We start from the raw sequence: 26,020 nt of genomic DNA on the forward strand, positions 1-26,020 counted from the left end.
TTACATCCGTTACATCCGTTACATCCGTTGCCGAACTTCCTTCACTCTTGGACTGTTCTAGGATTGCGCGATCGATCTTGAATAAAAGACTCCACCATCGCTACATTTTCTTTACTGCCGACAATCAAGGGCGATCTCTCGTGCAGTTTGGTCGGCACAACGTCTAAGATGTCTTGAGTCCCCGTACTGGCGCGCCCGCCGGCTTGCTCCATCAAAAACGCCAAAGGAGCCGATTCGTAGAGCAAACGCAATTTGCCCTCGGGTTGTTTGACTGTTCCGGGGTACAAAAACACGCCTCCCTGGAATAAAATCCGGTGGAAATCTCCCACCAAAGCCCCGCCGTACCGGGCGGTGTAGCCTTCGCTGCGGTGTACGTAGCGAATGTAGTCTCTCAAAGATTCCTCCCACTGCCAGAAGTTGCCTTCATTAACGCTGTAAATCGGGCCGCGATCGGGAACCTTAATGTTTTCGTTAGCTAGAATAAACTCGCCCAAACTCGGATCGAGGGTAAAGGAATGAACGCCCTGACCGATCGAATAAACCAGCATGGTACTGGGGCCGTAGAGCACGTAGCCAGCCGCGATTTGTTTGCGTCCGTGTTGCAGCAAGTCGGAAGCAGAACCGTCTGCATCGTCCCCCTCTTGCTTGCGGATGCTGAATATGGAACCGACATTGAGATTGATGTCAAGATTGGAAGAACCGTCTATGGGGTCGTAGAGCAGACTGTAGCGTCCGATCGGACAGTTTTCGGGAATGTAGTATGGTTTTTCCATTTCCTCGGAAGCCAAACGGCAGACAAGTCCGCTTTGCTGGAATACCGAGATAAACACTTCATTGGCATAGATATCCATCTTTTTGACGGATTCTCCCTGCACGTTTACAGCCCCTGTAAACCCTAAAGCATCTTCCATTAACCCGGCCCTGCTGAGCCGCCTCGCGATCAGCTTGGCCGCCAGCCCGATGCGATTCATCAGGGCGCTGAGATCCTGAGCATCGGCTGAAAAGCTGTGGAGTTGCTGGAGTACGTGACGGGATAGGGTTGTGCAATCGCGGTCTAGGGCTTGCACCTGATCGATCGGACTCAGGCGGGTTTCTCCTGTCGGCGCGTTTACCATGATTTTGATGTCCTCCCTGTCTTGCTGCTCTAAATTTGGGTGCGGTGGAGTGCTTGACACTTGCCCCTGAATCGGCTATTAGACCGATCGTCCCCTAACTTCTATCTTAGGGAGGGTTTTGCGAAAGGGCGTCGAACTTTAGGTGAATTTTAGATCCCCACACAAAATTGAGCAGTTCGATCGACTGTTGAGTGGGAAATTGTATTCAAAATTACTAATTTTTTGATTTACCGCAGAGGACGCAGAGGGCGCAGAGGGAGAAAGTGTTGGCTTCGGGATGTAGGTTTGGTCTATAGCAGAAAGAAGTTCGGCAACGGATTCTGTAGTAGAACCTATTGTTAACTTACCAGAATTGTTCGCAGGTATTTACGATCGCGCCGACTATGATTATCGGATTGATTGCGATCCAGATCCCGTACGTAAATTTTCGCCAAAGGTGATATGACACTCCAAAATCCTGGGTAAGCTATCCATAGAAATACGGTAATTGAAATTTAAGCAAATAAACAGAGTCAGTCATTGACTTTTCTATTGACTTGTTTGAAATATACGCAAACACTCAACTTACTTTGCATAAATTTTTCAAAGCTTGGGTTACAAAAACCCAAATATAAAATGTTTGTTGGTACTCATCAACCCAGGATAACGCTATGGATATTGTCGAACAAATTCCCCATAACTCAGTAAAACACTATCAGATTAAAAATCTCCTCGGAGAAGGCGGTAGTAGCACAACTTACGAAGCCATTGACCTCAAGACAAACCAGCGAGTTGCACTCAAAGCTTTGTCTTTACAGAAGATGAATGACTGGAAAGTCCTGGAACTATTTGAACGAGAAGCCAATGTTTTATCAAAATTGAATCATCCGGGAATTCCGCGTTATTTGGATTATTTTTATGTCGATACTCCCGATAACCGTTGTTTTTATATAGTACAAGAACTGGCAGCAGGGCAATCTCTCGCAAGTTTAGTCGAAAATGGCTGGCACGCTAGCGAATCGGAAATTAAAGGTATTGCCACACAAATTTTGGAGATATTAGTTTATCTCCATTCACAGACACCTCCTGTTATCCACCGGGATATTAAACCAGAAAATATTGTTTTCAACTCCCCCATCAATTCCCGCAAACCAAAAGACTGGGAAGTCTGCTTAGTAGATTTTGGAGCAGTGCAAAACACTTATTACAATACCTTAATACGAGGAAGTACCGTAGTTGGAACCTATGGTTATATGGCTCCCGAACAATTTCTCGGACAAGCCGTACCTGCAACAGATTTATATGGTTTAGGAGCGACGTTGTTGTATTTACTAACCCACCGTTCCCCAGCCGAATTACCAACAAATATGCTAGAGAGAGATTTTCGCTCTCAAATTCAGATTTCTTCAGCATTTGCCGATTGGTTAGAAAAAGCGATCGCCCCAGATTTAGACAACCGCTTTCGATCGGCAAAAGAAGCGCTTGAATTGCTACGCAATCCTCGAATAGTTAGCGTTAAATCCCATACGACGCAATGGAAAAAACGCCTCAAAATAGGAATTGCTGCTGTGGCTACTGTTGCTGTTCTCAATCACTTTAAATATCCCATCCTCAATCAGATTGGATTTACCCCCAATGCAGTTGTCAAGGCTGTTGAACAGGGAGATCCTAAAACTGTTAAGCATTATTTGGAGCTTGGTATTAGTGCCAATACCAGGATAAATAATCTTAATTTACTACACTTTGCTGGCTCAAAAGAGGTGGCAGAATTGTTAATTGCTAATGGTGCAGATGTCAAAGCTAAGGATACATTTGGCTTTACCCCGTTACACTTTGCTGCTGCATTCGATCGCATAGAAGTAGCACAGACGCTAATTGCTAAAGGTGCAGATATTAACGCCCAGAGCGCACCTCATCTTGATTGGGATGTGTCGAATTCTATATGGACTTATAAATTGCGAAGGTTTTTACCTGACAATAGTATGGGTACAACTCCTCTGTTCTTTGCGCGATCGCCTGAAATAGCCAAGTTGCTGATTGCTAAAGGCGCAAACGTCAATGCCAAAAACAAAAATGGCTTAACTCCTCTACATATAACGAAATCGAAGGATATCGCAAAGATACTACTTGCAGCGGGCACAAAAATTAACATCAAAGAAGAAAATTCCCGAAATGGCAAGAATACAGCTTTATTACATAATGCAGCCAAAATAGGTTTTAAGGAGTTGGTACAACAGCTAATTAACAACGGCGCAAATGTTGTTATCAGGGATTACAACAAAAAAACTCCACTGCACTATGCAACAACAAAAGAAGTTGCTGCTTTGCTAATGCAGGATATCAACGCTAAGGACGAATCTGGAAATACTCCGTTACACCTAGCTGTCGATCGAGGATCTCAAGATATCGCTGAACTGCTAATTGCTAATGGTGCAAGGGTTAACGTTAGAAATGAGAACGGTCAAACTCCATTGTATCGAGCGATCGCGATCGGACACAATGAGATTGCTGCACTGCTAATTAACAACCGTACAGATGTCAATAATATAGATGGATCAGGCACAACTCCACTGCACAAAGCCGCACATTATGGCACTGTAAAAATCTTAAAATTGCTGATTGCTAAAGGTGCAGAAATTCATATCCAGGATAATCAAATAAAAACTCCACTGGATATCGCCGTAGACCTGAAACTTCAGGATACAGTGGCGCTGCTAATTAGTAAAAACCCAGATGTTAATAGTGAAGACAAAGAAGGCAGAACGTTACTGCATATCGCTGTCGATTTCAAACTTGAGGATGTAGCCAAACAACTCATTGCCAAAGGTGCATTCGTTAATGCCAAAAATAACTTGCTTCAAACTCCCCTGCATCTTGCTGTTGCTCAAGGATCTCAAGATATCGCTGAACTGCTAATTGCTAATCGCGCAAGGGTTAACGCTAGAAATGCGAACGGTCAAACTCCATTGTATCAAGCGATCGCGATCGGACACAATGATATTGCTGCACTGCTAATTAAAAACGGTGCAGATGTTAACAATAGAGATATGTGTAACACAACTCCACTCCACAAAGCCGCACATTATGACACTGTTGAAATTTTAGAATTACTGATTGCTAAAGGTGCAATAATTGAAACTACAAACTGCTACGGTCACACGCCGATAGAGATAGCAAAAACTAACTGGAGTCACGACCAAAAGCCAACAGTTAAAATACTCAAACATCGCGGTGCAACCTATTAATTATCCACAATTAACCCAGGCATAAAAATATGGAAACACTACAACGATCGGAAAAAATCATTGCTGAAAGATATCGCATAATCGGTAAATTAGGACAGGGCGGACTTGGAATCACCTATGCTGCTGTAGATTTAAACAGCAATCAAAAAGTTGCACTCAAAGCTTTATCCCTACGCCTGACAACTGAATGGAAGAAAGTCGAATTATTTGAACGAGAAGCAAAAACTTTATCGGGATTGAATCATCCGGGAATTCCTCGCTACATTGACTGCTTTCAAGTTGATACTTCCCAAGATTGTTGTTTTTATATCGCCCAACAACTCGCACCGGGAAAATCTCTCGCACAGTTGGTAGAAAATGGCTGGAAACCAAATGAAGCTCAAGTTCGTCATATCGCCTCTCAATTGCTAGAAATTCTAGTTTATCTGCAATCGCTATTACCTGCTACTATCCACCGAGATATCAAACCTCAAAATATAATTCTGCAAAAAAATGGGCGAGTCTTCCTAGTTGATTTTGGCGCAGTTCAAAATACTTACCATCATACCGTTACAGGAGGCAGTACCGTTGTCGGAACCTACGGTTACATGGCACCTGAACAATTCAGAGGAAAAGCTGTATTATCAACAGATTTGTATGGATTGGGAACGACGCTGCTTTTCTTGTTAACCCAGAAATTTCCATCGGATTTACCCAGACACAAGCTGAAGGTACAATTCCGCGAGATTGTCTCTATTTCTACAGAGTTAGCCGACTGGTTAGAGAAGGTAATTGAACCTGCTATAGAAGATCGATTTAACTCAGCAAAAGATGCTTTGTCAGCGCTGCGAGGGGAACAGCCAAGCGGGATTAATCCAGACAAAATGTTTCAGCGATCGCCCCTATCACGAATTACTTTAATTGACACTAAATGGTGGTTATTCATCAAGATACACCCCGATCGTTCACCTAGCACACTCAAAGGTTTTTTCCAATTCGTTCATCTTAGTTATAAAGTTTTACTTCCATTCTCTTTGATTATGGGATTTTTGCTATTTTTGGTATTTAGCTTGTTTGAAATCTTGTTTGAATACACTTCAACCGACTGGATATTTACATTATTTGAGCGATTTTTCCTTATATCAATCCTGGCTATAACAACCTTTACCCTATTTTATGCTTTGATGTGGTTGTGTAGGTGCTTGTGTAGGATTGTTTATCATCGATTCGCTCGGAAAATTCAAATCAGTCCTCAACATATCCAGCGGGTAAAGTTGAGCGGAATTCATCTGCCATTACTCAAAATATCGATAACTTTTTGCCTGATTTGCACCAAATCGCGTAACTATTGTTTTGGCTTATTTTTGCCGCAAGCTGAGAAAGAATGGTTGGTAGGGGAATTGAACAATTGTTTAAGTAAACTAAAATAAATCATTGTTGATATCCACAGACTTGATAAAAAAAACGTTTTTTTTCGGAGGGCGTGGATTAATAAATGCGAAAGTATAGAAAATTTTATGTACTAATTTAGGCAATAATAATCATCAAAAAATCCTCGATCTGGCATGAGAATAAAACTATAAAGAATCTCGATATTTATGAAATAGGACTGCAAAAGGGGAAGCCGATCGCACTTTTTGAATACAGAGCTCCAATGAGTAGTTGAGAGTAGCGATCGCCTTTTCGATTGGTTATGCTGGAATCAGGGCGATCGTTTCTGCAAGTTTACTGACAACAAAAATAAAGATATTTGTGCTTAAATACCGTCAAGGCAAGAAATATCTCGCCCTGACTGGGGTAGTGTCGTTAAGCTGCTGTATCTCCTAAGCGTGAAGGTTCCATTGATGAGTATTTCTACTCGAAATAAAAAAACTATCCTGTTTTTGGCAGCCAACCCCAAAAACACAACTCCTGTGGACTTACAGAAAGAGGCGAAGGAAATTGCAGAGGGGTTGCAACGCTCTAAAAAGGCCGACAAGTTTCAACTCGAGCAACAGTGCGCGGTGACACCCAGAGAAATGCAGCGAGCCATATTAGATTATAAACCAGAGATTGTGCATTTCTCTGGGCATGGTGCAGGAGAAAGCGGTTTAGCGTTGGAAGATGAGGCGGGACAAATTAAGCTGGTAAATACCAAAGCTTTGGCAGCTTTGTTTGAGGCGTTTAAGGAGTACGTGGAGTGCGTCATACTCAACGCTTGCTATTCAGAAGTGCAAGCTGAGGCGATCGCGCGTCACATTCCCTATGTGATCGGCATGAACCAAGCGGTGGGAGATCGGGCCGCACGGGAATTTGCTGTAGGTTTTTACGATACGTTGGCGGCGGGGGAGTCGATCGAACGTGCCTATAAATTGGGTTGCGTTAGCATCAGCATGGCAGGGATTCCCGAAGAACTTACGCCGGTATTAAAGAAAACGTCTGATTTTTCTGAGTTGGATGCAGCAGAGCGATCGCGCGATGCTTCTGTTAGCGATATCGTGGAGGAGTTGTCGCCTGCGGTGGAAAATGCGCGTGAAGCGAAGCTATCCCGTAGGGAATCGATCGCCGCACCTCCCCTTTCTCTTCTCAACTTAGACAACCCCGAAGGTTCTGTTAGTTTAGATTCACCCCTATATATCGATCGACCTCCCATCGAGTCGGACTGCTACCAAACTATTGTCAAACCCGGAGCTTTAATCCGAATCAAAGCCCCCCGGCAAATGGGAAAAACTTCCTTAGTACAGCGAATTTTATACCGCGCCAAGCAACAGGGATATCAAACGGCTTATTTAAACTTTCAATGGGCTGATGGCAGTTTTCTCACCAATCTTGATGAGTTGTTGCAGTGGTTTTGTGGTGAGATTACCAATGAATTAAATTTAGAAGACAGGTTAGGGGAATATTGGAAAGGCGTTCTCGGCAGTAAAAATAAAAGCACCAAGTATTTCCAACGTTATCTACTATCTGACAGCGATCGGCCTGTTGTTTTAGGGTTAGATGAAGTCGATCGCATTTTTGAGCATTCCGAAATAGCCACCGACTTCTTTGGATTATTACGAGCTTGGCACGAGCGGGGAAAAAATGAGGAGATTTGGAAAAAGCTGAGGTTAGTCATTTCTCACTCTCAAGAAGTTTATATTCCTCTCAATATTAATCAGTCGCCATTTAACGTGGGATTGCCCGTAGAATTACCTGAACTCAATCAGATACAGGTAACAGATTTAGTGAATCGACACCAATTAAATTGGTCAAATCAAGAGATTTGTGACCTGATGGAAATGGTGGGCGGTCATCCTTATTTAGTTCGAGTTGCTTTCTACCAAGTTGCCAGGGGAAGAATTACCTTAGATAGGTTGCTAAAAGTTGCTCCTACTGAAGAAGGCCCTTACTACGATCATTTACGACGGCATTTAGTTAACTTGGAACAAGATGCAGAACTAGCAGCAACAATTAGACAAGTGATTAACAGCGAAAAACCTGTAGAGATTCACACCGGAGAGGCTTTTAAATTGCGAAGCATGGGGTTGATCAAATTTCAGGGAAATGCTGTCATGCCATTGTGTGGTTTGTACCGTCAATATTTTCGCCATCGCCTAGCCTCTCCCCAACAGAATATGACTCCTGTGCAACAAACTAATAACCAATCAAGCTTGCACGTAGAGAGTAATTTAGCAGCTATTATTTTCTCAGATGTCGTTAATTCCACCGCCTTATCAGTTGCCAACCAAAAGCTGACACTAGAATTAGTGAATCGAGATTTCAACATCATCCGAGGCATCTGCGCTAAACATCAAGGCAAAGTCCTTAAAGAAATGGGCGATGGTTTATTAATTTGCTTTCCTGAAAGTGCCGTAAAAGCAGTCGCCTGTGCGCTAGAAATACAGCGAAATTTCGCCGAAGCTGCTACAAGCTTACCTCCGAGTCATGTCCTGCAACACCGGATTGGTATTCACTTGGGGGAAATATTCTCTCTTAATAATGATATCAGAGGGGCTGGTGTAAATTTAGCTGCTCGTTTAGAAGGGAAAGCAGAGCCAGGAGGAATCTGTATTTCTGAAACAGTTTATCAAGTCGTTAAAACCCATTTATCTTTAAATGTGATTGACTTAGGTATGCAACACTTAAAAGGAATTCCTGAACCTGTACGGCTGTACAAATTGATTCCTTGACCCTCGGATTTTCCACCTGTGAATTAACAATGACCTATGAAGGATTATCAATATCAAGTTGGAGGGAGCCTGCCGGCAAACGCTCCAACTTATGTCACTAGAAAGGCGGATGAAGAACTTTATCAAGCTTTAAAAGCCGGAGAATTCTGCTATGTTCTCAATGCCAGACAAATGGGAAAATCATCCCTGCGAGTGCGGACAATGCAGCGGTTACAAGCAGAGGGCATCGCCTGTAGTAGCATTGATATCACAGAAATTGGGACTTCTGATATTACCCCAGAAGAGTGGTATGCAGGCGTGATTGATAGCATCGTCAGCCGATTAGATTTGTATGACGTTTTTGATTTAGATGAATGGTGGGAGGAGAATAGGTTACTCTCGAATGTTAAACGATTCAGTAAATTTATTGAAGAAGTATTGCTCAAGCATATCTCAGGAAATATAGTAATATTTGTCGATGAATCGGACAGTTTAATCAGTTTGAATTTTAAAATTGAAGATTTTTTTGCTGTGATTCGTGATTGCTATAATAATCGAGCTGATAAACCAGAGTATCGTCGATTAACATTTACGATGTTAGGGGTGGCAACTCCCTCAGATTTAATTCAAGACAAGCGACGCACTCCTTTTAATATTGGTCGAGGAATAGAGTTAACGGGGTTTCAATTAGCAGAAGCCCAACCTTTGGCAGTTGGGTTAGAGAGTCAAGCAGACAATTCGCAATCCTTGTTAGAAGCTGTGTTATATTGGACTGGCGGACAGCCGTTTTTAACTCAAAAAATTTGTAGATTGCTGCTCAATCGCGCCAACTCTGCATTTATGCAAACTCCCGCTGAGTGGGTAGGGAATTTAGTTAGAGAAAAGGTGATTGAGAATTGGGAAGGGCAGGATGAACCAGAGCATTTAAAGACGATTCGCGATCGCATTTTACGCAGCGAACACCGTGCCAGTCGGTTATTGGGACTATATCAGCAAGTTTTGCAGCACAATGAAATAGCGACGGATGATAGTCCCGAACAAATGGAACTGCGGTTAACGGGTTTGGTGGTTAAGCAGTCGGGAAGACTTAAAGTTTATAACCGGATTTATCAATCGGTTTTTAACCTAGATTGGGTGGAAAAGCAATTAGCGAATCTCCGCCCTTACAGCGAAAGTTTAAAAGCTTGGATAGAGTCTGATTGCCAAGATGAATCGCGGCTGTTGCGGGGTCAAGCCTTGCAAGATGCTCAAACTTGGGCAGGCGATAAAAGTTTGAGCGATTTGGATTATCAGTTTTTAAATGCCAGTCGGGAAGTCCAACAGCGGGAAGTTGAACGAGAGTTAGAAGCACAAAAACAAGCGAATAAAATTTTGACTCAAGCCAATCAGACGTTAATTAAAGCGCAGGAATTGGCCACATATAAAATCACTCAAGCCCAGAATTTAGCAAATGTCATCCAGGAAACTGCTTTTTCTAATGAATCATTTCGTTCAGGACAGACATTCCAAGCACTGTTGGAGGCATTAAATGCAGGGCAAGCATTCAAACAACTAGATGCTTCAGCCGAGACGACAAAACATATGAGAGGACGAGTGATAGCTGCGCTGCAACAAGCAGCGTCCGCAGTCAAAGAGCGGAATTATTTGGAAGGGCACAGCAATTCTGTCAGAAGCGTCGCCTTTAGTCCAGATGGCTTGACTTTGGCTTCTGCAAGCAGTGACCACACCATCAAACTGTGGCATCTGCAAACCCAAAAACCCATCGCTACCCTCACCGGGCATAGCAATTCGGTCTATAGCGTCGTCTTTAGTCCAGATGGAAAGACATTGGCTTCTGGAAGCGAGGATAACACCATCAAACTGTGGAACCTCGAAAGCCAAAAATCCATCGGTACTCTTACCGGACATAGCAATTCGGTTTATAGCGTCGCCTTTAGTCCAGATGGAAAGACATTGGCTTCTGCAAGCAGTGACAACACCATCAAACTGTGGAACCTCGACGAAAGCCAAAAACCCATCGCTACCCTCACCGAGCATCGCACTCCGGTCAATAGTGTCGCCTTTAGTCCAGATGGCAAGACATTGGCTTCTGCAAGTGACAACACCATCACACTGTGGAACCTCGAAAGCCAAAAACCCATCTCTACCCTCACCGAGCATCTCACTCCGGTCAGAAGCGTCGCCTTTAGTGCAGATGGCTTGACTTTGGCTTCTGCAAGTAACGACAACACCATCAAACTGTGGAACCTCGAAAGCCAAAAACCCATCGCTACGCTCACCGAGCATAGCAGTTCGGTTTATAGTGTCGCCTTTAGTCCAGATGGCAAAACTTTGGCTTCTGCAAGCTTTGACAACACCATCAAACTGTGGAACCTCGAAAGCCAAAAACCGATAACTACCCTCACCGGGCATAGCAATCCGGTCTATAGTGTCGCCTTTAGTCCAGATGGCAAAACTTTGGCTTCTGCAAGCTTTGACAACACCATCAAACTGTGGAACCTCGAAAGCCAAAAACCCATTGCTACCCTCACTGGCCATAGGGCTTTGGTCTTGAGCGTCGCCTTTAGTCCAGATGGCTTGACTTTGGCTTCTGCAAGCAGCAACCACACCCTCAAACTGTGGAACCTCGAAAGCCAAAAATCCATCGCTACCCTCAGCGGGCATAGCAGTTCGGTCTTGAGCGTCGCCTTTAGTCCAGATGGAAAGACATTGGCTTCTGCAAGCAGTGACAAGACCATCAAACTGTGGAGCCTGCAAACCCAAAAACCCATCGCTACCCTCAGCGGGCATAGCAATCCGGTCTTGAGCGTCGCCTTTAGTCCAGATGGAAAGACATTGGCTTCTGCAAGCAGCGACAAGAGCATCAAACTGTGGAACCTGCAAAGCCAAAAACCCATCGCTACCATGACCGGGCACAGCGATTCTGTGTGGAGCATCGCCTTTAGTCCAGATGGCTTGACTTTGGCTTCTGCAAGCAGCGACAAGAGCATCAAACTGTGGCACCTCGAAACCCAAAAACTCATCGCTACCCTCAGCGGGCATAGCAATCCGGTCTATAACGTTGTTTTTAGTCCCGATGGGTTTACTTTGGCTTCTGCAAGCAGTGACTACACCATCAAACTGTGGCATCTGCAAAGCCAAAAACCCATGGCTACCCTCACCGGGCATAGCAATTCGGTCTTGAGTGTCGCCTTTAGTCCCGATGGGTTGACTTTGGCTTCTGCAATCAGTGACTGCACCATCAAACTGTGGCACCTCGAAAGCCAAAAACCCATTGCTAGCCTGACCGGGCATAGAAATCCGGTCTATAGCGTCGCATGGAGTCCCGATGGCAAAACTTTGGCTTCGGCTAGCGGTGACAAAACCATCAAACTGTGGACTTGGGATTTCGATAAACTGATGGCATTTGGCTGCAACTGGCTCGGCGATTATCTCAGAACCAACCCGAAAGTGACAGCAGAGGATAAACAGATGTGTGCTGATTACCTCAGTCAACTGTCAATCAAATAGGACTTAGGCAAAAACCGCCAGTCAGCCAGATGTTCGCCCTACATTTTTTTCACCACCACTTCCACTTTTTCCGTTGTCCATTTCTCACTCGCATCAGCCAGAACCCTAATATTTCGCTGCGGCGAATCTTCATCCACAACCGCCACCAGCATCGGATTATTAAATCTTGCTATTTAATTTTCACTTTTGTAGTTAGGCGAGGTTTGGGGAGATCAAAAGGCGGTAGGTGCTAACTCTGAGGGATATTGCACTGATGTCCCTTTGAATATACAGCACTTTCCAGGTAAGTGAAGTACAGAGAAACCGGGTTTCTTGAATAAAACCGGTTTCTGGCGATAAATCCAGAAGAAACCCGGTTTCTGGGGTGTACTTTATAAACCTGGAATCCGCTGTAAAGTGTAAAACTCCTGGAGTGCTGACATTTGTTCTCTCAATCTAGATATCTCTACATCCCAGGGAGGGAGTAGTTTCTCAAGGTGGCGAACCTCACGAAACCACAGTCGTAACTCGGGTTTGAGAGTTGCATAGAGCGTTTCGGGACAGGAGAGTAATATTGCTGTTATTATCTCTGCTACGAATGGCTGTTGCGGCCACTTCCCTACAACAGAAATTGCATCCCCCTCATCGCTTGACAAGCATTGGTGAACAATATCAAACAGTGAATTTAACTCAATAGCTGCCCGTAATTTCTCAAGTGTTTCTGCCGTCTCTGACGAGGTATTCACCATAGTTGCGAATTCAACAGGCAAATGGTGCAGGATGGTACTGACAAATGAAGCAATTGAATCTGGTTGCTCTTTTCTCACAATATCGGGGAGTATTTCTGCAAAGTAAGGAGCAACACTACGCCACTGATGTAAATCACAAGCAACATGAAAAAAGGTTTCTGGCAACCTTTCACTCTTCTGCAATAAAATATAACCTCGACCTTGATTAGTGACCGGATCGACAGGTTCAAATGCTTGCCATAACAAAGGCAGAGAAACCCAGTGAGGTGGATATTTGAAACGGGCAACATCCAACAGAAGAACTAGATCCCGCTGTGGATGATAGCCACCAATTGGTGAAAAGTGACCGTCACCCGTTTGTCCCAATACCTTTCGGCTGTAGGAAACAACTAGATGAATATCACCTGACGCCGCAGTCACTTCCTCAACTGCTTGCCGAAAGTTTTTTAAGCTGCTTTGGTGGTAACGGTTAGGTTTTACAACAGCACCGTTGCAACGTGCTATACAGACAAACTCATCAAAGGTGATACCGTTTTCTTTAATGACCCAAAGAGGTAAGCAACAGTCTAAAAATTCCTCTCCATACCATCTCCACACCCCTTTCCAAATGCGACCCGGATCGATGGATAAGGCATTAAGAACAACAACTAAACTACCCAATCCACAAAAAGCGGGTTCTGCTTGAGTGTGAAACTGTTCCGCTAGAGCAAAATACCCTTCCATACCTCCCAATGCCAACGCTTCTCGAAATATTTGCTTTCCCTCTACGGAGGAAAAGGCAATAGCAGAATCTGGGAGTGAACGACGGTAAAACCCTTGAGCAGACATTGAGTTTTTTAACCTTTATTGCTTGTGGTGCTAAGCTGTTGTGCGTTTAAATTAAATATTGTCGGTTGCCCGTTGCCCGTTCCCTGTTCGCTTTCACTAAATCCTCAGACCCTATTTAAAATGCACAGCAGCTTATGGGAATTAGCAAATATAGCCTTTCTCAAAAAGATGAGGTATGAATAACAGCTTATATAACCACTGAAACTAAGAGGGCTGAAGCCCAACTACGTACCTTATATTTCGCTCGAACCGCTGTATCTCACAGCGCCACTTTCTGCTCCCTTGTTGGTTGGCATAACCAGCTATCTCGTCAATAATTGCTCTCAGCTATCGGATAATTGTAGAGCAGGACAAAGGAGAGTTAAAGTGTTTTGGGGAACTTGGTAAAGGTACTAAAACTCAGATAGAAGTTCCGCTGCGTCGCAGTTGATTAATAGTATTTACCGTTGGGTGGGGGCGGGTTTTTGAGATGGTTGGTTTTAGCCTGAGATTGTTGGTGAACCCGCCCCTACAAATGCTGTAAAATATTTGTCAATTCAGTTCGCAAATTAGCCGAGAATTGATTTCGCTGCTAATTTTGTACTCGCACTGCTGTTGCAGCGGACACTCGCCGCAGCGGGGGTTTCTTGCAGTGCAAACTCCCGCCCCAAAGTCCAGCATTCCTAAATTCCACGGCCCGACTTGCTGTTTGGGAGCAACTCGTTCTGCGGCTTCCCAAAGTTCGGGCGATCGCGATTTTACCTTACCGCCGTCAATCCCAAAAAAACGCTGCAAAATCCGAGCAACATTCGTATCCAGCACCGCTTTTGGCTGTCCGAAAGCATTAGCGCAAACCGATCGCGCAATGTACTTGCCAACTCCGGGAAGTTCCAGCAACTGAGCTTCCGTGCGGGGAACGTTTCCCTGATAATGTTCTAAGATAACCAACACCGATTCCCGCAGCTTTTGCGCCCGAAAAAAAAGACCCAAAGGCTGCAACAAACTAGCAACTTCCTCCGCAGGCGCGGCCGCCAGATCGGAGAGAGTCGGATACCGACCGACAAATTCTTGATAAATCGGAGCCACTGTAGCGGCAGTAGTTTTTTGCAGCAGGAACTCAGCCACTAAAATCGCGTAGGGGTCGCAGGTACGCCGCCAAGGAAAATCGCGGAAATTTTGCTCGGCCCAAGCTTTCAGCCTGCGGCGGAACCACCGAACTTTCGCTGCATTCAAAGGCGTTGACCCAGGCTCGCAATCAGAATCAAAAACAACAGAATTTAATGCAGACATTTGATTGGTATGTTTGAGAATTCGCCAAGATTTATGTTTATATAATAGCACATTTAAATAATGTGTGATTTTCTCTTCTTCTGCTTTTTTTCTCTCTGCGTACTCTGCGTACTCTGCGGTTAATAAAAAAATCTTATTAACCACCAGCCCGACCCCGAAACCTAGAAACAAAGTTGATTTCAAATATTTGAAAAATGTAAAATTTTGTATATAAAATGACCGAAGTTATCGAAAATAAACGATAGTTGATATGCAAGAAATTTCAATCGCCCGCGAAAACAAATTTTAATCAGGTAATAAAATGGTAGTAGCAGCACCTGTTCAATCCGGCAGTCAGTCGATTTTTCAAACTCGCTACGACAACTTTATCGGCGGCAAGTGGGTGCCACCGGTGAAAGGTAAATATTCGGAAAACCTCTCTCCAATTACCGGAAAATCAATTTGTCAAGTCCCCCGATCGAGCGCGGAGGATGTAGAATTGGCACTGGATGCCGCCCACGCCGCGAAAGACAAGTGGGGCAAGACTTCCCCAGCCGATAGGGCGCGGGTTTTGCACAAAATTGCCGATCGCATCGAAGAAAACCTCGATCGCCTCGCCATCGCCGAAACCTGGGACAACGGCAAACCAATTCGCGAAACCACATTCGCAGACATACCGCTGGCGATCGACCATTTCCGCTACTTCGCAAGCTGCATCCGAGCTCAAGAAGGGTCGATCGGCGAACTAGACGGAACAACAGTCGCCTACCACTTCCACGAACCCCTAGGCGTCATCGGACAAATCATACCCTGGAACTTCCCGATATTAATGGCCGCCTGGAAACTCGCCCCAGCCCTCGCCGCGGGCAACTGCGTCGTGCTCAAACCAGCAGGCCCCACCCCCGCCTCAATCTTGGTACTGATGGAAATCATCGCCGACTTAGTACCAGACGGCGCAATCAACGTGATTAACGGGCCAGGCGCCGAAATCGGCAAAACCCTCGCCACCAGTCCCCGGATTGCAAAAGTCGCCTTCACCGGCGAAACCACCACCGGCAGGCTAATCATGCAATACGCCTCCCAAAACGTCATCCCCGTCACCCTAGAATTAGGCGGCAAATCCCCCAACATTTTCTTTGAAGATATCTGCGCCCGAGACGACGAATTCCTCGACAAAGCAGTCGAAGGATTAGTCATGTTTGCCTTCAATCAAGGCGAAGTTTGCACCTGTCCCTCCCGCGCCTTAATTCAGGAGTCAATCTACGATCGATTCATGGAAAAAGCTCTCTCCCGAATCCGCCAAATCAAACAAGACAACCCCCTAGATCCGACAACAGCCCTCGGCGCGCAAGTCTCCGTCAACCAGATGGAAAAAATCGCCGAATACGTCAAAATCGGTCGCGCCGAAGGCGCAGAATGCCTGATTGGCGGCGAAAGAAACATCTTATCCGGCGACTTGGAAGACGGCTATTACTTCCAGCCGACTGTCTTCAAAGGAAACAACAAAATGCGAATTTTCCAAGAAGAAATCTTCGGCCCAGTATTAGCAGTAACCACCTTCAAAGACGAAGCCGAAGCATTAGAAATTGCTAACGATACCCTCTACGGTTTAGGTGCCGGAGTTTGGACTCGCGACATCAACACCGCCTACCGCATCGGCCGCGCCGTTCAAGCAGGCCGCGTGTGGACAAACTGCTATCACCTATATCCAGCCCACGCAGCATTCGGCGGCTACAAATCATCCGGTATCGGCCGCGAAAATCACAAAATGATGTTGGATCACTACCAGCAAACTAAGAATTTGTTGGTCAGCTACAGCCCCAAAGCATTAGGTTTCTTCTAAAGTCTTCACTCATTGGTTTGTAGTCAGGAATAACGTCCTTCAACTATTAAATTCTGTCAGGAACAGGCAAGATGCCTGTTCCACAAAGAGTGAATTTTCTGCTTTTGGGGAGTAGGGGTTGGGCGTCCCGCCCGCCCAAAAATACAATTTAGATGCTCGATAGCTTACTGCAAACTCATAATAATAACTAGAGATTGTTCTAAACAGACTGTCATGGAAACTGCAAAAGTCACCGCAACAGAAGCCGCTTTAAAATTAATTAGCCATCTCAAAACTGAACACGGAGAATTGATGTTTCACCAATCCGGCGGCTGCTGCGACGGTAGTTCCCCCATGTGCTTTCCCGATGGCGAATTGATAATCGGTGATGGTGACGTATTGCTGGGCGAAATAGGCGGTTGCCCCTTTTATATCGCAGCGCAGCAATACAAATATTGGCAGCACACGCAGTTAATTATAGACGTGGCATCGGGGCCAGGAGGCAGCGATTTTTCGCTGGAAGGGCCGGAGGGAGAGCGTTTTATTACTCGTTCCCGCTTGTTTGTTAATGCTGATTAACCTTTTTTTATTCCAATGGCTTACGGACTAAGATTAAATGAACCGCGAGGCACGCGAACGCGAAGGAAGAGAAAGAAGAAGATGTATTTGTTGCTTTCGACTACAAACGTATTTCCTCAATAAATGAGATACCATCGAAAATGCCATTTTTAAAGGCTTGAGTGCTGCGAACTCGCTGAGTTTCGCTGAGTAATGTCATTGTTTCCACAAAAGTAATCAGGGCGTTATCTTGAGTTTTAGTTGCCCGAAAGCAAACGGTTTCTTGCCCTGCATCCCAGGCAATAGCGGAAAAATCAGAATAACTGCTAGAAGACATTTTCAGAATTCGGTTTTCAAACTCGCCTTGAAAATTGAGCTGCAGGCGAGAACCATCTGAATATTCATAATTGTTAACTTGTCGGTAGTGACTTCCCTCAATCGAGATGGTAAAATTACCGAAGAAGCTGCGAGAAAAATGTCCGCGAGTATCGGTCTTAATATACTCACCTTGCCAAGTGCCAAGATGACGGGTAAAAATCTCAGGAACTTTCTCTAAATCGGGAGAGTTCACAGGGGTGACGGTATCTTGATGAATTACAGGATCGTTACTCATTAAATCAGGCTCCAGTTTGTCTGCAAAACGCGATCGAGTAAAATGCTTTTTTCTGAAATACCCGATTTATTCAAAAAGTCGGGTATCTCGGTATATTGACGATTTTTGATTGGGCTAGCGGCGACCTATTTTCAGACTCATTTCACGGCTAGTGCGTTGATATTCGTGGACAATAGGTAATCTTTCGGATTGAAAATTTTCTAGCGCTTCGGCAATGTTAGCACTATCTCTGAGATGTTTTGCTAAATATAGACCATCTTCCCAACCGGAAGTCATACCTCTAGCGCGTGTGGAACTTTTGGCGTGGGCCGCATCTCCAATTAAAATAACACGGCCATCATAGATTTTTGGTAGGGGGTCAATGTCATAGGAAAAACGACAGACAATATTTTCTAAAGGGGTTGACTCAATCACTTTGCGCGCATCCTCTGGTAGTTTTGCTAGTTCTTGGGGAGGAATGGTAATATTATTAGGTTGTAGTTTCCCTAGTTCGGAGTCTGCCCGCTCTTTTTCAATAAAGAAACCCCAATGAGTGCGACCACCGCCTATGTGAAAGAAGTTGGCATAAATTCCCCTACCGCGTACATAAACAAAAAAGTTTCCTTCTGGACAGAAGCTGCGGTCTTCGACAATTCCTCGCCAGACTATGTCGCCTAAATAGAATAGTTCAACGCCGGGAACTATATATTGACGAAGTTTTGAGACGATTCCATCGGCACCGATTAAAAGATCGCCTTCCCATTTACGGCCATCTTTAAAGTGGGCGATCGCACTGTGCTCGGTTTGGGCGATCGATGCTAATTCTGCATTAAAATGAATGCACTCAGGCGGTAACTCGTCGAGGAGTGCTTGTAGAATAGCTTTGCGGTGTACCAGCATTCCTGGGAGTTCATTTTCTTCGTAGGTGACGGGTTCGGAATTGATGACACCGCCGCGGAGGTTGCGAAACTCGAATAGTTTAACCGGATCGCCTGAGTTGATAATTTTTTCGGTGAGTTGAGGATTTCCTTGATGCAGCGCTTCCATACCTGCTTGTACGATCAGGATACCGCAGCCATCGGTGCGCGGATGGGGTGCTTTTTCAAACAAGTCAACTTGAAACCCTTGTTGAATGAGCAGAATTGCCAGATAAGCTCCTGATGTTCCTGCGCCGATAATACCTATCCTGCTTTGGGACGAAACCATTTGTGCTTCTCCTGATTTAAGATTGCCGGTCGGTTCTCAACTACTATTTTAATTAAGGGAAATCAAGTTTGGGCGATCGCTCAATTGCGGATTGAGCTTTTGTTGATAGCGACAGGTTTCACGCTGTCGCTAAAATCAGTATCCGATCCGGTGCAGAATTAATTGTTAATTGATGGCTGCAAAATTTTGGCACTCAAAACTTCAGAAGACTTTAAGCTTGAGTATTTTTAATTAGAGCCAATTCTATTTTGTCACCAGCCTTTTGAGTCACTTCTGCGCGCAAACCCGGCCCAAAAAAAGTAGCTATTTTGTCTTGCTTTTCTTCCCATAAGTCGATCGGCAGTAGTGGCGAATAAAACTCTAAAATTAACCCATAAGCACCATCAACATCAACTTCCCTCAACCCTTGCAGGAGGGGCCGTTCCTCGTCTGTCGGCGCCAAGCCCAAGCGCTCCAAAGCATCATCTAAGTGCGCGGGTTGGCCGTAGCGAAATCGGGTGATATCTTTGCGGACTTGGTTTTGAGTATCTGTGGCCTGACTTTCTCGCAGGAGAAGAACTTCCCCAGAAGTCGGTTCGGTGAACTCCACGGGTTCGAGTTCGGCCGCTTTCAGGGCCAAACCTCCCAGCAACAGCGGAATTCCATAAAAAAAACCGGCTAGGTTCAGGGTAGGTCTGTCTGTGAAGTAGGCTCCGAACCCGACTGCTGCTATAATACCGCCCACAACTAAGGCTAGGTTTGCTAAAGAAATTTTGCGTAACATATTAGTGAGGTAAGTAGTCGGACAGAAATAATATACTTTAATTATTATCTGTCAATCGATTTTAGATTTTAGATTTTAGATTTTAGATTTTAGAGGCGACCCCACAGATAAATACGTTCGGCGACTTTATCGGATACAGGTTTTTTATTTATGGACGGATCGATCGCGTGGCGGGTATCCTGGATGCGGGAATTGTGAAAAAGTCTGGAATAAATTTAGTTTTTTTGCCAAAAGACCTGCAAAAACTGCTAGCATCTATGAGCGCGGGAGCAGTGTGCATCCACAGTCTTGTCTCTAGCTTCAGAAGCCGATCCAGCCGGACTCGCCCGGGCGCGCCATCGGTAAATATCCGTGTTAATTGCGCGGCGTTGGTTCCATAAGGCAATCGAGATCGGCAGTATCATCAAAGTATACAGAGTGGCGATCGCGATCGACACTCTTGCCCTTTCAACCATTTTTCGGACATGATTAAAGACGAAGACAAGCAAACTGCTGGAGCAAACAAGGCGGTTCTGGAGCAGATTAACTCGCTCAAGCGCGAAGATGAAAGGCTTTATAATATCTTAGCGATCGATGTCTGGGCTCTAGCCAAGACAATGGATGAATATCAACCGGGATTTTGGGCTGCTTTTATGAAAAACCGGGAGAAAGCCCTGAAGCGATTTTTAGCTGGAATGATGAAAAATAAACCCGCAGATAGCAAACGTCCGCCTTTTTTGCGCTAAAATTTTGCGCTAAAATGTGGCTGAAGTTTGGCTGAGGTTTTGATGTACAATCAAACTATAACACAGACAAAAAAACCGAGCAAGTTCATCACTTACCATATAAAAACAGTGAAGGATTTGCCCAAAAGGGTATGTCGGTGAATTAAGAATTTCCGTCTGTTCGCAGAGGGGAATGTCAAATATTTTTGTTAATAGTAGCAAAGGCAAAAAATCATGGATGCACAAACACTCAAAGAGCGCGTAGCAGAGATCGAAGTCAAGCGGGAATCCCTCGTGCGGCTGTTAGATCGATCGGACTTGGGATCTCTGAGAATAGATGTGAGTCAGGCGATCGAAGAAATTGACGATCTCTTAGAAGAATTCAAGCGTACTTTTAACAGTTAAGCAGTCATTCGTCATTCGTCATTAGTTGTCAGTGGTTGGCTAAGCTGTCGCGCATTTAATTTGCACATAGCAATCATTTCGTCAGTTATAAACGTGGTTTGGGTTTCTAGTCGGGACGGGCTAGAAGCCCATCCCACAACTGGGAGGGACGGGCTAGAAGCCCATCCCACAACTGGGAGGGACGGGCTAGAAGCCCATCCCACAAATCATGCAAGGATTGCTATAGTCATGTTAGTAAAAATCTGGTGGGGTGGGCTTCTAGCCCGCCCAAAAAGTTAAAATCAAATGCAGTACAGCTTAATAGCTAACAAGAACCTACACTGCTAACTGCAAATTTGACTACTGACTAATGACTAATGACTAATTCATCACAGAACCATATCCATCAAAATTTGCTGAGAACTCACCTCCGGGCAATTAGCAGGCGGCCGCCGCTGAGAGTAGTGTCCGGAGGGCTGCAAATCCCAAGCTTGGCGGTTGTCGGCCAGCATTACCCCCAAAATTTCTTGCAATTCCTTGGCAATTGTCGGGTCTTCCACTTGAACTATGGCCTCAACCCGTCTGGTGAGATTGCGCTGCATCCAGTCAGCCGAACCAATATACACCTCTTCGTCGCCACCGTTGAAAAAATAAAACATCCGAGAATGCTCTAAAAAGCGGCCGATAATACTGATAACTCTGATATTTTCGCTAACACCTTCAACGCCGGGACGCAAACAGCAAATCCCCCGAATAATCAAATCAATTTTCACTCCCGCTTGCGAAGCTTCGTACAAAGCAACAATGATTTGAGGGTCAACTAAAGCGTTCATTTTAGCGACAATGCGGCCGCAGCTACCGGTGCCGCCTTCGGCCTGCAAGCGGCAGAATTCTGCCTCGCGGCGGATTAAAGCTAAAAATCGATCGCGCATATTGACCGGTGCCACCAATAATTTGCGATAAGATACCTGCCGCGAATAACCCGTCAAATAATTAAACAAATCCGTCAAATCCGATCCCAAATCCTCGCGACAACTCAACAAACCCACATCGGTATAGAGTCCGGCTGTTTTGGGATTGTAATTGCCGGTGCCGATGTGGACGTAGCGGCGGATGTAATCGTCCTCGCGACGGACTACCATCACAATTTTGGTGTGGGTTTTGAGCCCCACCAAACCGTAAACTACGTGGACTCCAGCTTGTTCTAACTTGCGAGCCCAATTAATATTATTTTCTTCGTCAAACCTAGCTTTGAGCTCTACTAAAACGGCTACCTGCTTGCCGTTTTCTGCAGCTTCAATTAAGGCGCTGACGATCGGCGAATCTCCCGAAGTGCGGTATAAAGTCATCTTAATCGCTAACACGGAGCGATCGTGCGCCGCCTCAGTAATAAACCGCTGTACCGTCGCCGCAAACGAGTGATAAGGATGGTGCAGCATCAAATCTCCCTGACGGATGGCGGTGAAAATATCCTCGCCCTCCTCAGCATCCAACATTAATTTGCCTAAAATCATTGGTGATTCCGAGTTCCGCAAACGGGGCGGCACAACCGGAGTCCAAGGCGGGTCTTTCAGTTCCGGCACCGGCAGCCCCACAAAAGACATCAAATCCTTGAGGCCTAGCAGCCCCTCTACGACGTAAACATCTTGCTCACCGAGATCCAGCTCCTCCATCAGCATATCTCGCAGTGCAGGCGGCATAATCGCTTGAATTTCCATTCGCACCGCAGAACCTCCAAATCGGCGCTTGCGGAGTTCCTGTTCTATTGCCAACAGCAAATCCTCCGCCTCATCTTCCTCCACCGTCAAATCGGAATTGCGAGTAATGCGGAACGGGTGATATTCCTGAATATCCATCCCCGGAAACAAAGCTTCTAAATTGTGGGCAATCACCTGTTCTAGGGGCACGCCAGTCCAAACCGGAGATTTGCCCCTCTGCTGCCACTGCAAATCCCCCGGCAGCGGCAAAAACCTCGGCAAAACCTGCGGTACTTTGACGCGGGCAAATAATTCTTCCCGCGTGTCGGGGTCCCTGACTACTACTGCTAAATTGAGGCTGAGATTGGAAAGGTAGGGGAATGGGTGGCTGGGGTCAACTGCTAGGGGAGTGAGTACGGGAAATACTTGTTCTTTGAAGTAGCGGTGCAAGTAATTCCGCTGTTCTTGATTGAGGTCAATGTAGTCAAGAATGTAGATGCCGCTTGCTGCTAGTTTCGGCCGCAGGGTTTGCTCAAAATAAGAGTGTTGCTGAGAAACCATTGGCAAAAGTCGCTGGTTAAGGGCATCTAGCTGTTGTTGAGGGGTGCTGCCGTCGGAAGTCAATTTGCTGACTTTTGCTTGTACTTGCTGTTTGAGGGCGGCCACGCGCACCATAAAATATTCGTCTAGGTTGGAGCTAAAAATAGCTAGAAATTTGAGCCTTTCTAGGATGGGCGTGCGGGGGTCGAGAGCTTCGTGAAGCACGCGGTTGTTGAATTCTAGCCAGCTTTGTTCTCGGTTGAAGTAATATTGGGGGTCGCTGAGGTTGATTTCAGTGTAGGTTTTGGCGGGGGTCTTTTTTGGTTTGGGCATGGTTTGGGGGAGTCTTTGGGAGGCTCGGTGATGGCATCTCTAAAAATAGTATTGTAGGTTAAAGGATTGGTTCGCATCTGCTTTTGATCGCACGTTTTTGTAATACCTGTAGGGAAACGGCATTGCCGTGTCCGGCCCCTGGATCGCGAACCCATCCCTCCCATCCAATTCTGTACCGCATTCGGCAAGTCCTCTTGATTTGGCGGAAAACCTGTTAAGGACAATTCCAGCGGTGGGTTAAGCGTGCCATGCTTGATAAAATTCTGGGTAAGTCATATTTTCGGCACACTCCCAGATGACTCCGTAGCACTTCTCATTGCGACCCAAATTATTTTTGTAGATTTCGGAAGTTAGGCATTTTTTTAAACCTGAAACTGCGGTAGCGAAATGTTTACCTGTCACAATTTTCAGTAAGCTATCTGCCGGGTCAAAAATAGAATATTCAGGGTGATAATTAGGAATCAACTCTATTAAAGTCGCGATCGCAACTGTGTAATATTTCTCTATTTTCCCTAAGCTAGATGCCGCTCGACACAGGGTATCTGCATTACCTGAATTGCGGATTAACTCGACTAAGATGGCGATCGCTTCAGGACTATCTTTTCCTATTGTCCCTAAGCTAGATGCTGCTTCCCACGGGGTATGTTCATCACCTGAATTGCGGATTAACTCGACTAAAGCGGTGTTCGCTTCCGGGCTATCTTTGCCGATTTTCCCCAAGCTTTCTGCTGCTTGCCGTCGGGTCTTTTCATTCTGAGAATTAGCGATTAACTCGACTAAAGCGGAGATCGCTTCTGGGCTATCTTTACCGATTTCCCCCAAGCTTCCTGCAGCTAAACGCCGAGTAAAGTCATCACCTGAATTGCGGATAAAATCGACTAAAATGGAAATTGCTTCTGGGCTATTTTTGCCTATTTTGTTTAAACTTTCTGCTGCTGATGACTGGGTTATTTTATTGTTTGAATTGCGGATCAAATCGCCTAAAGCTGAAATCGCTACTGTGTTACCTTTGTCTATTTTCCCCAAACATTCTGCGGCTCGCCACCGGGTAACTTGATTGCAGGAAGTGCTGATTAACTCGACTAAAGCAGCGATCGCAACTGGGTTATTTTTGCCGATTGTTGCTAATCTTTCTGCCGCTTGATAACGATTATCTTTAGGACGGTAGTTGCGGATTGAATCCAATAAAGTTTCGATCGCTACCGGGTTATCTTTGTCTATCTTACCTAAAATTTCTGCCGCGAAGCATTGAGTAACTTTATTATCTGAAGTGCGGATTAACTCGACTAAAGCGGCGATCGCAACTGGATTATTTTTGCCTATTTTCACTAAGCTATATGCCACTATTATACAGGTAGGTACGTTAGACCACCCGAAAACCGGGTAGAAACCGTTCTCAACTGAATTGCGGATTAGTTCGACTAAAGCGGCGATCGCTTCTGGGCTATCTTTTCCTATTTCCCCCAAGCTATATGCCGATCGCTTCCAGGTGTTTTTCTCAACTGAAGTGTGAATTAACTCTGCTAAAGCGGAAATCGCTACTGGGCTATCTTTATCAATTTTACCCAAGATATCTGCCGCTTGCCACCGAGTAACTTCATCCTGAGAAGTATTGATTAATTCGACTAAAGCGGCGATCGTGTCTGGGCAATTTTTGCCGATTTCCCCCAAACTTCTTGTCGCTTCCCTCCGGGTATATTCATCACCTGAATTGCGGATTAACTCGATTAAAGCGCAGATAGCCCTTTGGCGATCTGTTTCTTTCAGAACTTCCCTTGCCCTCTCGACAATTGGATCGACAAATGTCCGCCAATCCTGTTTTTGCTTATTAAAATAACCAAATCCCCAAATAACAATCTGCGACACAATCTCATCAGCAAGACTACAATCTTTAAACTCAGCAATCCCCGCAGCCGCTAGAAAATATGCCCGATATCCATAAAATTTATCCCACCCAACCTTAAACTTAACCAACGCCTTAATAAACGCTTCCTTCTCCTCCTTCCCTACATCGTCACGCCCCAACCACAGCAAAATAACCTCTTTCCACTGCTTCTCAAAAATGCGATACCTAGCATCAGGATGTTGCGGATTCTTAGGAATGTGATTCAAGAAAAAGTGGCAATTCTCAACCGCCAACGCCGCAAAATATTCTTGAAACGTCGGATGGTAAAAAGCATAAATCCCCTCCGCCGTCTCCGCATCCCTCGCCACTAAATTCAGCCAACCCAAACGACAAGCTAACTCAAACTGCGATCCACCCATCACCCGATATCCCGCACTTTCTCGCAACTGAAACCGGGACGTTTCATTTAACATCCCTGAAAGTGCCAATTTCCCCAAAGCAGCATTCAATTCCTGCTGCTGAATCCAATTCAGGCGCGGTTTTTTCCACTGATACAAAGTTGTCACAAATCGTTGATAAAGCTTCGCCTTAGTATCCGGTAAATCCCCATCGAACGACTGCGAAGTGCCGCACAGCAGGGAACATCTCAGGGGATTTTTCACTAAATCTCGAATTCGCTCTTTTCCCGATGCTGCTAATGCTTCGCGTAGCTGTTGAGAAAGATCCTCTCCAGCCCCCCTTGCTAAGGCTAGCGTGTACACACAAACCTTTTGATAAGGGGAGGGTTGGGGTGGGGTAAAAAATTTACGATTCATT

At 45.3% G+C, this 26,020-nt stretch carries 17 protein-coding genes; 8 read left to right on the forward strand and 9 right to left on the reverse strand.

The features are described 5' to 3' along the window. Positions 1–41 precede the first annotated feature (41 nt). Positions 42–1,115 carry a class 1 fructose-bisphosphatase gene (gene fbp, locus QUA50_RS18140; RefSeq protein WP_333265416.1) on the reverse strand — a complete coding sequence of 358 codons (1,074 nt, stop codon included), beginning with the start codon at positions 1,113–1,115 and terminating at the stop codon, positions 42–44. Between the two features lie 650 nt (positions 1,116–1,765). On the opposite strand from fbp, the gene QUA50_RS18145 reads away from it, so the two are divergent. The 4 genes from QUA50_RS18145 to QUA50_RS18160 all read left to right on the forward strand — a co-directional run bounded on the left by QUA50_RS18145 (position 1,766) and on the right by QUA50_RS18160 (position 11,955). Further along, complete coding sequence (locus tag QUA50_RS18145) at positions 1,766–4,339, forward strand: ankyrin repeat domain-containing protein (RefSeq protein WP_333265385.1); 2,574 nt, start codon at positions 1,766–1,768, stop codon at positions 4,337–4,339. Positions 4,340–4,368: 29 nt separating this feature from the next. Next, the gene (locus QUA50_RS18150) at positions 4,369–5,748 is read left to right on the forward strand and encodes a serine/threonine-protein kinase (RefSeq protein WP_333265383.1); all 1,380 of its coding nucleotides are present in this window, start codon (positions 4,369–4,371) and stop codon (positions 5,746–5,748) included. 414 nt (positions 5,749–6,162) lie between these two features. Further along, positions 6,163–8,466: an AAA-like domain-containing protein gene (locus QUA50_RS18155; RefSeq protein ID WP_333265381.1), complete on the forward strand. Its 2,304-nt coding sequence runs from the start codon at positions 6,163–6,165 to the stop codon at positions 8,464–8,466. Positions 8,467–8,502: 36 nt separating this feature from the next. Then, a complete protein-coding gene (locus QUA50_RS18160; protein WP_333380174.1) occupies positions 8,503–11,955 on the forward strand; it encodes an AAA-like domain-containing protein in 3,453 nt (1,150 codons plus the stop codon). A gap of 371 nt (positions 11,956–12,326) precedes the next feature. Here QUA50_RS18160 and QUA50_RS18165 read toward each other — a convergent pair whose 3' ends face one another. Next, positions 12,327–13,511 (reverse strand): phytochelatin synthase family protein, encoded by a 1,185-nt coding sequence (locus QUA50_RS18165; RefSeq protein ID WP_333265375.1) that lies wholly within the window; start codon positions 13,509–13,511, stop codon positions 12,327–12,329. Positions 13,512–14,042: 531 nt separating this feature from the next. After that, on the reverse strand, positions 14,043–14,780 hold the full coding sequence (locus QUA50_RS18170) for an A/G-specific adenine glycosylase (protein ID WP_333265373.1): 738 nt from the start codon (positions 14,778–14,780) through the stop codon (positions 14,043–14,045). Positions 14,781–15,081: 301 nt separating this feature from the next. Here QUA50_RS18170 and exaC point away from each other — a divergent pair, with 301 nt between their 5' ends. Together exaC and QUA50_RS18180 are read left to right on the forward strand one after the other, a co-directional pair. Further along, positions 15,082–16,602, forward strand: coding sequence for an acetaldehyde dehydrogenase ExaC (gene exaC / locus QUA50_RS18175; RefSeq protein ID WP_333265371.1), 1,521 nt, complete (start codon positions 15,082–15,084; stop codon positions 16,600–16,602). 213 nt (positions 16,603–16,815) lie between these two features. After that, positions 16,816–17,160, forward strand: coding sequence for a DUF779 domain-containing protein (locus tag QUA50_RS18180; protein ID WP_333265369.1), 345 nt, complete (start codon positions 16,816–16,818; stop codon positions 17,158–17,160). A 100-nt stretch (positions 17,161–17,260) separates the two neighbouring features. On the opposite strand, the gene QUA50_RS18185 is transcribed toward QUA50_RS18180, so the two are convergent. From QUA50_RS18185 to QUA50_RS18200, 4 genes are all read right to left on the reverse strand, one after another. After that, the gene (locus tag QUA50_RS18185) at positions 17,261–17,752 is read right to left on the reverse strand and encodes a hypothetical protein (RefSeq protein ID WP_333265367.1); all 492 of its coding nucleotides are present in this window, start codon (positions 17,750–17,752) and stop codon (positions 17,261–17,263) included. 114 nt (positions 17,753–17,866) lie between these two features. Next, positions 17,867–18,937 (reverse strand): FAD-dependent monooxygenase, encoded by a 1,071-nt coding sequence (locus QUA50_RS18190; protein ID WP_333265366.1) that lies wholly within the window; start codon positions 18,935–18,937, stop codon positions 17,867–17,869. Positions 18,938–19,148: 211 nt separating this feature from the next. Next, entirely contained in the window at positions 19,149–19,700 is a 552-nt protein-coding gene (locus QUA50_RS18195) for a DUF2854 domain-containing protein (protein WP_333265365.1), read from the reverse strand. 248 nt (positions 19,701–19,948) lie between these two features. Next, positions 19,949–20,155 carry a hypothetical protein gene (locus QUA50_RS18200; RefSeq protein WP_333298779.1) on the reverse strand — a complete coding sequence of 69 codons (207 nt, stop codon included), beginning with the start codon at positions 20,153–20,155 and terminating at the stop codon, positions 19,949–19,951. Positions 20,156–20,164: 9 nt separating this feature from the next. On the opposite strand from QUA50_RS18200, the gene QUA50_RS18205 reads away from it, so the two are divergent. Together QUA50_RS18205 and QUA50_RS18210 are read left to right on the forward strand one after the other, a co-directional pair. After that, positions 20,165–20,425, forward strand: a complete 261-nt coding sequence (locus QUA50_RS18205; protein ID WP_333147807.1) for a hypothetical protein — start codon at positions 20,165–20,167, stop codon at positions 20,423–20,425. Between the two features lie 213 nt (positions 20,426–20,638). Further along, positions 20,639–20,809 carry a hypothetical protein gene (locus QUA50_RS18210; RefSeq protein WP_333265363.1) on the forward strand — a complete coding sequence of 57 codons (171 nt, stop codon included), beginning with the start codon at positions 20,639–20,641 and terminating at the stop codon, positions 20,807–20,809. 368 nt (positions 20,810–21,177) lie between these two features. Here QUA50_RS18210 and ppk1 read toward each other — a convergent pair whose 3' ends face one another. Continuing rightward, complete coding sequence (gene ppk1, locus QUA50_RS18215) at positions 21,178–23,358, reverse strand: polyphosphate kinase 1 (protein WP_333265361.1); 2,181 nt, start codon at positions 23,356–23,358, stop codon at positions 21,178–21,180. A 237-nt stretch (positions 23,359–23,595) separates the two neighbouring features. Then, positions 23,596–26,019: a HEAT repeat domain-containing protein gene (locus tag QUA50_RS18220; protein ID WP_333298780.1), complete on the reverse strand. Its 2,424-nt coding sequence runs from the start codon at positions 26,017–26,019 to the stop codon at positions 23,596–23,598. Position 26,020: the final 1 nt, after the last annotated feature.

The sequence above is a fragment of the Microcoleus sp. M2_D5 genome (assembly GCF_036701935.1).
Lineage (GTDB): Bacteria > Cyanobacteriota > Cyanobacteriia > Cyanobacteriales > Microcoleaceae > Microcoleus.